9 protein-coding genes are annotated in these 8,833 nt (G+C 34.4%); 6 read left to right on the top strand and 3 right to left on the bottom strand.

Going from position 1 to position 8,833, the window contains the following annotated elements; translation table 11 throughout:
- The coding region (locus tag AC3DU7_RS17570) for an agmatine deiminase family protein (RefSeq protein ID WP_488040612.1) at positions 1–1,150 on the top strand (1,150 nt) is incomplete at its 5' end.
- 32 nt (positions 1,151–1,182) lie between these two features.
- Here AC3DU7_RS17570 and AC3DU7_RS17575 read toward each other — a convergent pair.
- Both AC3DU7_RS17575 and AC3DU7_RS17580 read right to left on the bottom strand, forming a co-directional pair.
- Positions 1,183–1,359: a hypothetical protein gene (locus tag AC3DU7_RS17575; protein WP_488040613.1), complete on the bottom strand. Its 177-nt coding sequence runs from the start codon at positions 1,357–1,359 to the stop codon at positions 1,183–1,185.
- A gap of 155 nt (positions 1,360–1,514) precedes the next feature.
- On the bottom strand, positions 1,515–2,885 hold the full coding sequence (locus tag AC3DU7_RS17580; protein ID WP_488040614.1) for an AAA-like domain-containing protein: 1,371 nt from the start codon (positions 2,883–2,885) through the stop codon (positions 1,515–1,517).
- A 202-nt stretch (positions 2,886–3,087) separates the two neighbouring features.
- On the opposite strand from AC3DU7_RS17580, the gene AC3DU7_RS17585 reads away from it, so the two are divergent.
- Complete coding sequence (locus AC3DU7_RS17585; RefSeq protein ID WP_488040615.1) at positions 3,088–3,237, top strand: hypothetical protein; 150 nt, start codon at positions 3,088–3,090, stop codon at positions 3,235–3,237.
- Positions 3,238–3,970: 733 nt separating this feature from the next.
- Here AC3DU7_RS17585 and AC3DU7_RS17590 read toward each other — a convergent pair.
- Positions 3,971–4,159: a hypothetical protein gene (locus tag AC3DU7_RS17590; RefSeq protein WP_488040616.1), complete on the bottom strand. Its 189-nt coding sequence runs from the start codon at positions 4,157–4,159 to the stop codon at positions 3,971–3,973.
- Between the two features lie 1,334 nt (positions 4,160–5,493).
- Between AC3DU7_RS17590 and AC3DU7_RS17595 the strand changes: the two genes are divergently transcribed.
- From AC3DU7_RS17595 to AC3DU7_RS17610, 4 genes are all read left to right on the top strand, one after another.
- Positions 5,494–6,381 carry an ABC transporter permease gene (locus AC3DU7_RS17595; RefSeq protein ID WP_488040617.1) on the top strand — a complete coding sequence of 296 codons (888 nt, stop codon included), beginning with the start codon at positions 5,494–5,496 and terminating at the stop codon, positions 6,379–6,381.
- 129 nt (positions 6,382–6,510) lie between these two features.
- Positions 6,511–7,374, top strand: a complete 864-nt coding sequence (locus tag AC3DU7_RS17600; RefSeq protein WP_488040618.1) for an ABC transporter permease — start codon at positions 6,511–6,513, stop codon at positions 7,372–7,374.
- A 60-nt stretch (positions 7,375–7,434) separates the two neighbouring features.
- The gene (locus tag AC3DU7_RS17605; RefSeq protein ID WP_488040619.1) at positions 7,435–7,557 is read left to right on the top strand and encodes a hypothetical protein; all 123 of its coding nucleotides are present in this window, start codon (positions 7,435–7,437) and stop codon (positions 7,555–7,557) included.
- Positions 7,558–7,627: 70 nt separating this feature from the next.
- Positions 7,628–8,704 (top strand): ABC transporter substrate-binding protein, encoded by a 1,077-nt coding sequence (locus tag AC3DU7_RS17610; protein WP_488040620.1) that lies wholly within the window; start codon positions 7,628–7,630, stop codon positions 8,702–8,704.
- Positions 8,705–8,833 lie beyond the last annotated feature (129 nt).

Consider the following 8,833-nt stretch of genomic DNA (forward strand, 5'->3'; position numbering starts at 1 on the left):
CCTTCTGCCTTTGTTTATGAACAGACGATTTTTTCTCCAATTAATATCGACCACATCAAGCTATATTTTTCTCAAGAGTTTAGTCAGCTCTGCTACAACTAATCCTCAATTATCAAATCAAACATTATCTTCTATGTCATCAAATTCCTCATTTTATATGCCAGATGAAACCGAACCTCATTTGTGTACTTGGATGGCATTTAGTGCAAGTAAAGATATTTGGGGACGTAAATACTATTCTGGCGTACAAGATAATCTAGCAAACATCGCCAGAGCGATCGCTGAATATGAACCCGTAAAAATGTTAGTTCGTGAGGCAGACTATGATGTAGCCGCAGCCAAATGTGGCTCTAGTGTGGAGTTGATTTTTTGCCCTATAGATGACCTCTGGATTAGAGATACAGGGCCAGTTTTTGTGGTAAATGAGGAAGGTCAAAAAGCGGCCATTGATTTTAATTTTAATGGTTGGGGAAACAAGCAATATCATGACCGCGATGCTGAGGTTGCTCGGTTTGTGGCAAAAAAATCAGGAGTACCGCTAATCAATACAGAACTTGTATTTGAAGGAGGTGGTATTGAAGTTGATGGTAATGGTACAGCGATCGTAACTGAAAGTTGTATTATCAATAATAATCGCAATCCTGGTTGGAGCAAAATTGATTGCGAAACAGAATTGAAGGCTTTATTGGGGTTGCGTAAAATTATCTGGTTACCAGGTATCAGAGGTTATGATATTACCGATGGACATACAGATTTTTATGCCCGTTTTGTTAGTCCCGGTGTTGTTGTTGCAGGATACGATCCAAATCCTAAATCTTTCGATCGTGCTGTTACCAAAAAACATTTAGAAATTTTGCGGTCATCAACGGATGCGGATGGAAAAAAACTAGAAGTTGTTGTGCTTCCAGCACCGAAAAGAATACGACCGGGATATGAAAGCGATGACTTTGCAGCAGGATATATTAATTTTTATGCGATAAATGATGCTGTTATTGCACCAGAATTTGGCGATCGCCAGGCAGACAGGCGTGCCAAAGAAACTCTAGAAGAACTTTTCCCAAGTCGAGATATTGTGCAAATTAATATTGATGAAATTGCTGCCGGAGGCGGAGGAATACATTGCACTACTCAGCAAGAACCATTAGTTTAGTTAGGGGGTTGAAGGAATAAAGAGGGGAAATTTCACTCTTTTGTTACTACTTCAGAACGACCCCACAATGTTGATTCGCGATTCAGTTCGGGGGGATAATCTCCTGTTTCGACCTGTCCTCGCACATCCTCTAAATTTTTCCAAGCTAATAACTCAATATATCGTCGTGCGGCATCCAGGAGATTTCCATCCAAATCATAAGCTTCCAAGCAACCATCATCATCATCGGTAACGACTAGATTTCTCCCATAATAAAAAATAAAATCAATTCTGGCACATAAATTATCAATTATTTCCCCTCCTGGGAGGGGTTAGGGGTGGGTTTCCTACTCCCTACTCCCTAATCCCTACTCCCTAAACCCAACTACATACCAAAAAATACATTATAAAAGTATCGCCTGTATAAGTCACAACTAGGCAAAACTAAATTACCTTCTAATTGTACAACCAAGCCCATACTTTTTAACTTAAATGCCAGTAGCTGCTCTAACTCTACAGGAGCTACAGTCCGCAATACTTGTTCAAAAGCTGTTTTAAGTTCTGGATATTGTTGCAGATTTTGTAAATGTTGATGCAAATGGTTACTATAAATACCTGTGTCTGTAGCCGCTGTTTTGATTAAACTTTCTAAACTGGCATTACGACATTTTATGTGATAAAAAGTAGTATTAATTAGATAGGGATGACCACCCACTAATCGCATTAGTTGATCTTGTTCTTGTGGTAATAAATCTATTTGATAACGTTGTGCTAATTCGTGGATTTGTTCGAGAATAAATGGGGATAAATCTATAGCTATCCCCATATTAAAAGGTGATTTATTAATATTCATTGCAATATAAGCTTCTGTAGATTTTACTAATACTATCCGCAGTTTTTGCCAAATTTTAACTTCCTTTGCTTCTCCATACCAAGAATGCAGCATTGACAGAAAATCATTAGCTACTTCTGGAGACTGAAAAATATAATCTACTTTATCTATTGCTAAAACTATGGGATTATTTGTGATAGAAAGCAAATATTCTTGAAAGTATAAAGTGCAGCTTTCTATACTACCAATATCTTCGTCCCAATATTCATTCAACTTTGATTCTAGCTGTAATTTTCTGGTTACACTAGCACAAAACCATCTTAAAAATTTATTGATATCTTTGATAACTGTACTATCAACTCTTTGTAAACTTAATCGTACTGTATGATATTGTTGTTTGATAGCATAACTAATAGTTCTCATTAATAGAGAAGTTTTTCCCATTTGTCTGGGTGCTTTGATACGCAGAAACGATCCTGGTTTATTAATTTCTGAATAACAGATTAATTGCTCCGCACGTTCTATATAATATGGAGAACCCATGGGGATTCTACCATCTAGTAATTTACAATCATTAATGTCGGAATTTTCTGAATATTGGACTGTATTTCTATTAATTAAGCTGGTATATGTAGGTTGCTTTCTACTTGCTTGATAAATAAATAGTTGTCTTTCTAATACAGAAAGGCAGTTAGTTTTGCTAATTCTTTCTTTGAGAATATGACTGAGCAACCTCCATAATTTGGGAGCCACATTTTGGCTAATATAATCTCTAGAGTAATCAGATTTGGAGGCTATTTGACTATAGGTTTTTCCAGACAAAGACAGTCGTAGAACTTCTCTTTCAATGTCTGACAGAGATTTACCTGTTTTAGCTCTTACTAACTGTTCAGTAAATAATGATATTGATTCGATGGCTGCCATACTAACTCTGACCGTTCTTAGAAACCTACAATAATCTGTAAAATCTACAATTATCTGTTCTATTCGGTGCTTCTACCTAAAAGTGTCGGCACTTTCCAGTCCACAAGTTTCACGGTTGAACTGACCGCCTTAGCTAGAGCATTTTCTAGGTCATGCTCCGCAAACAAGTCTCGTTCGCGCTAGCGTTGCGGAGCAATCGCCAATGAAACTGCAATATTCGCAACTGAATACACGCTCTGATAGAGACAGTAAATTTTTGACCAAACCACAGTTAGAACAAATCTTAGAATTAGAAAACTATTGGCGGTTGGTGCTAAAAATCATCAGAATTTATTTACACTGGGAATTATAACATACTATTTTTTTCTCTCACAGTTTTTAATTTATACTTGTATATAAAATTATACTATTATAGCAGTCAAAATAAGTTGTGAGATAGGTGTTGTCTCCCCTACTTGGTTATCATTCCCATTGGTGTCATCAATCATTCATTATAGTTATAGATATTTTGAAAATAGTTTTGATATTTTGTATATAAGTAGGTAGGCATTAAAATTTATAGTTAGATGAAAGTAGGAGGTAGATCTACTTAAAAGTTTTTGGTACAGAATGCTGCAATTGACCTTTCACATAGCTTTAACGTGCGTTTTGCCCCAGCTAAACAAAAAAACTTTTTCCTTCTATTCTTCTTTTTTCTTCTTTCTTACCTCCTGACACTTACCTCCTGACACTTGACTCCTGTACGTCGCCAATCCGACAGCTTCCCTGCTTGACTCCTATATAATTAAGACTAATATCGTACACTAATTCAGCAACGCCTAAGATTTTTATACAATTATTATAATCATCATTAATCTATTTAAGAATAAAATTATACAAGCATTTGTCTATACATATATAAAGTTATTTGTCTCTACATAATTAATTTATTGGTAAGTGTTTGATTTTTTAAAGTAGTTATTTAAAAAACAGATTGAATAAAAAAAATTCCAAAAATTTAATTTTTGGAAACTATAATACCGATTAAAATTTGTATGATAGCCAATATTTTTCATATAAGCGGATCGATATATATAATATTATTTTTACAAAGAGCTATAAACTACCCAAACCTTTGATGGAAAAGGATTTGATGTCGATGGATCAAAAGCCATGTTTGCTACTTTAGCTACAACTTTTACTTCCTGTATATTCCGGAAATATCCTTTTCTTTTGGTTTTAACTATATGTTTTTTCCAAATACTTTCTTGATTATTTTTAGCGCAGTTTTTCATATTTTTTATTGAAGATAGAGTATCTTTTATTTCCATAGAAAGCATTGATGTTTTTCTTATTCAATTATGCCAATTACTACTCAGGATGAAAATATATAAAAGTTGATATCTTCGATTTTTTTAGGTAGTCTATACCTTTATTAAATCTTTAAAAAAAATCTCTATAATTTTACGGACTCTTGACATGGCATAGTTGCTTAGATTCGTAAAATTACTGATTGTGTTTTTTATGCACAAAATTGCATACTTGTCAATATATAAAAATTGATAATATTTAAGACTTTGGACTCTACAAGATCTAGATTGCAGCTTAAGATCATAAAGTTGTGAATTTGTCAATATATAAAAATTGACTTATATTGATATTCGTCACTATCCAATGGTATTGTTCAGGTATAGCAAAAAAAGAGTTAGTCAGGAAATAGACTGTAATGAAATTTAAAAAGGGAGATTTTTTCCCACTGTTGCCTTCTGAAGATGTTTTCTACTATCGGAGATATTTTGGCGATCGCGTAGAACACTGATAATGATATCTCAGTTATATCTATCAAGTAAAGATTATAGTAGTTTTTACTTAGGTAGACTAAAGTAGAGAGGTTCCATACAAAGTATCTACAAGGGTTTTTATTTTTAGGACTGTGTTCCATCTTTCTGAAAACCGCTATAAATGCAAAGCTATAACATTTATAGCGCTGTGCGCAGGCAATAGGCAACAGCGGTGCGGCCCTGCGTCGGCATGAGACGCAAGTGGTCAGAACCCGCGTCGGTGCCAGATAGCAACTGGTAGTTAGGGCAGCTTCCTGTAAGGTGGGATGGCGATCTTTGAACGGGTCTCCTAGCCATATCCATGAGACCAAGAGAGGGAATGCTGACTCCTGTGAGGCAACAGGGGGAATAAAAAGCCAATAATATAAGACTTTTAGCTATTGGACAGTTCATGTAATTTGTAAATATGTCGGCACACATTGCTTTATATTTGAACTGTCAACATATTTTGTGTAAGTCCTGATAAATATTAGATCGCGTAGGGTGCAAAGCGTTTTATGTAATGCACGCCTCCCACAGCACATAATGTGTGAGCTGTCAAACTGACCATTTCTGGAATAATGGTCAGTGTAAGGGACTTCAAAATAAAAAATTATCCAATTAGCTATGAAAGTAAGGCAGCTTTGCTGTAGGCAGTAGGGAAGAAATCGAAAAAGTAAGGAAGTAGAGAGTAGCTAGTTAACGATACTAAGTACAAAAATTGGGATAATTTATTTTCTGCTATTCCCTAACGTCACACACCCTACTTAATCTTTTATTGACGAACTAATAGTCATCAACTAATTAATATGTGGCAAACTCATAAAAAGCAATCAACATCAACTACTGAAACTCGTAAATTAACCAATTTACTAATTCTGCTATTTCCAGCAACTATCTGGATCTTAATTTTCTTTATTATCCCTTTAATAATTGTACTTATTTATAGCTTCTTAGAAAGAGGTACTTACGGTGGTCTTGTCTGGAAATTCACCCTAGATAATTATCAACAACTAGCTCAAGGAATATACTGGAGAATATTTGGGTGGTCTTTATTTTTAGCTCTCACTACAACTATTATATGTTTACTAATTGGCTACCCCTTAGCATATTTTATTGCTACCCGTAGACAACCTTGGCGCAATATATTACTAATACTAATAATTCTCCCCTTTTGGACAAATTTTTTAGTTCGTACTTATGCTTGGATTGTATTACTTCGTACCGAAGGAGTATTTAATATTGTCCTACAAAGCTTGCAGCTAATTGATGAACCTTTGCCTCTGATTTTCACCCCATTTGCTGTAATTATTGGCTTAGTTTATGGCTATTTACCATTTATGATTTTACCCTTGTATGCCACAATTGAACGTTTTAACTTTTCTTTGTTAGAAGCTGCTCAAGATTTAGGAGCGAATGATTTACGAACTTTTTTTCGTGTAGTTTTACCATTGACAATCAAAGGCATAGTTGCTGGTTCATTACTAGTTTTTATTCCAGCATTTGGTGCTTTTATTACTCCTGATATTTTAGGTGGTGCCAAAACTATGATGGTGGGAAATCTTATTCAAGATCAGTTTATCACAGCGAGAAATCTGCCATTTGGTTCAGCCTTATCAATTTTATTAATGGTAATTGTATTAATCCCAGTTATGATATATTTCCGGATTTCAGAAGAGAAAAAAGTATCATTCTAAAAGCTATAGCAATCCTAAATAAGTTGCGGGTAATCAAAAAGTAGATAAAAAAACTGAAACTTTCATCTGTTCCCTGTTCCCTAAAAGCGATAAGATTTTTATACACAAATAAAATAGGATTGCTACAGAATGAAACAACTTGATTTACTTATTCGTTCTCTTGGTAAGTTTGGATTATGGCTAAATGCTGCTCTGGGTTTTGCCTTTCTCTATTTACCGATTTTTATATTAGTAATTTACTCTTTTAATGATTCTCGTTTTAATGCTATTTGGCGAGGATTCACTTTAGATTGGTATAGGAATTTATTACAAGGAACAACTAATGGCACTATTACTGATGTGATGATTTGGGAGGCTTTGAAAAACAGTCTTTTAGTAGCAGTAGTTTCAACAATCATCGCTACAATTTTTGGTACTATGATTGCCTTAGCATTAGAACGTTTTCGTTTTCCCGGACGGACTGTATTGGAGGCAATACTTTTTCTACCAATAATTATTCCAGAAATTACTATAGGGCTTTCTTTATCAGCTTTCTTTTATCTAAGCTTTCAACTAATAGAAATTTTTTTAGGTATTCGTCTAGTGCTAGGTTTACCTACAGTAATTATTGGTCATATAGCATTTTGTATCTCTTTTGTTGTGGTAACTGTGAGAGCGCGGGTAGCTGAACTTGACCCAGCTTTAGAGGAAGCAGCTTTAGACTTAGGTGCTAATGAATGGCGAACTTTTTTTCGTATTACTTTACCTTTGATTTGGCCGGGAATTTTTAGTGCTGCTTTATTAGCTTTTACTTTATCATTAGATGATTTTGTGATAACTTTTTTTACTGCGGGAGTAGGTTCAACTACATTACCATTATTTGTTTATGGTATGATTAAATTTTCCGTAACACCAGCAATTAATGCTATATCTACTTTGATGTTAATAGCTTCTTTGATGTTGGTAATATCTGCCATTTTTGTTGAACAATTAGGGAATCAAAAAAAGACCTAAAAGACGTAAACATTTAGCTGTCAGCTATTAATTTAATTGCCATTTTTTGAGGAATCAGAGTTGAAAGATTTAACAGAATTAAAAGTCGGAAATAAATTAGCTACTTGCTCACGACTCAATATTACTCAAATCCTCAAATTACTAATTGCTGTTAATGTAGTTCCTCCGGAAGAGGAAAGTTGACCGCTAATGGCTGTTTGCGCAGCATTCCGCAGTAAATTCTTACAAAATGACTAAATAAGTATCTGTGAATATGAAAAAACTGATTACTTTTCTACTGCTATTTACTATGGCTGTGATTTTACCAATAGGTTGTAGTAATAATAGTCCTAATTCTTCAGAAATTAGCAATAATAACGTCCTAAGTATTTATAATTGGTCAACATATATTGCTCCTGAAGTAATTACTGAATTTGAAAATAAATTTAATGTCAAAATTCAATACGATACTTACGAAAGTAATGAAGACCTCTATGCCAAAATTAAGCCAGGAAATCCTGGTTATGATGTAGCTTTTCCTGGTGACTATATGGTGGAAATTCTAGTAGCTGAAGGATTGCTAGAAGAACTGAATCAGGAAAATATTCCTAATATTAAAAATCTCAATGAAAAATTTATTAATCCTCCTTACGACCCTGGAAATAAATATAGTATGGCTTACCAATGGGGCACAATGGGAATCGGCTATAATCTCAAAGCTACTGAAGGCGAAGTTAATAGTTGGTCAACTATGTTTGACCCTAAATTTAAAGGCAGAGTTGCTCTATTAGATGATATGCGAAGTAGCTTTGCAATTGCCTTAATTTCTCTTGGTTATGACCCCAATACAACTAACCCTCAAGAAATTAATGAAGCTAGAGATTTTCTGATTAAAAATAAAGAGGCGATCGCTGCTTTTGCCCCCGATACAGGTCAAAATTTATTAGACCAAGGAGAAGTAGATTTAACCTGTGAATGGAGTGGAGATATTTTCCAGATTATGAAAGAAAATCCCAACCTTCGTTACGCTATTCCCAAAGAAGGAAGTATTCTCTTAACTGATAATATGGTTATTCTTAAAGGAAGTAATAATAAAGAGCTGGCAGAAAAATTTATTAACTTCATTCTCGAACCAGAAATAGGAGCAAAAATTTCCAATTTCATTAAGTATGCAACTCCAAATCAAACTGCAAAAGATCTAGGTTTAATCGAAGCTGCTGATTTGAATAATCCTGCAATTTATCCCCCACCAGAATTATTTGCAAAACTTGATTATATTCAAGATCTTGGTAAAGCAACTATTCTATACGATAGAGCTTGGACAGAAGTTAAATTAGGAGTTGGCAGTTAATGGATAGTGGATAATGGATAATTACTTTTCCAATAATTATTAATTATTTGGTAATTAGTAATTTTTAGCCCTACTGTAAGCATTCAGCCGTCAGCTATCAGCTATCAGCTATGAGTTATTAGCTCAGGG

The sequence above is a fragment of the Okeania sp. genome (assembly GCF_983059655.1).

What these genes read in the sequence shown, in the direction of transcription:
- AC3DU7_RS17580 (WP_488040614.1), bottom strand. Translation starts at nt 2,885, where the DNA reads ATGGCAGCCATCGAATCAATATCATTATTTACTGAACAGTTAGTAAGA.
- AC3DU7_RS17585 (WP_488040615.1), top strand. Translation starts at nt 3,088, where the DNA reads ATGAAACTGCAATATTCGCAACTGAATACACGCTCTGATAGAGACAGT.
- AC3DU7_RS17590 (WP_488040616.1), bottom strand. Translation starts at nt 4,159, where the DNA reads ATGAAAAACTGCGCTAAAAATAATCAAGAAAGTATTTGGAAAAAACAT.
- AC3DU7_RS17595 (WP_488040617.1), top strand. Translation starts at nt 5,494, where the DNA reads ATGTGGCAAACTCATAAAAAGCAATCAACATCAACTACTGAAACTCGT.
- AC3DU7_RS17600 (WP_488040618.1), top strand. Translation starts at nt 6,511, where the DNA reads ATGAAACAACTTGATTTACTTATTCGTTCTCTTGGTAAGTTTGGATTA.
- AC3DU7_RS17610 (WP_488040620.1), top strand. Translation starts at nt 7,628, where the DNA reads ATGAAAAAACTGATTACTTTTCTACTGCTATTTACTATGGCTGTGATT.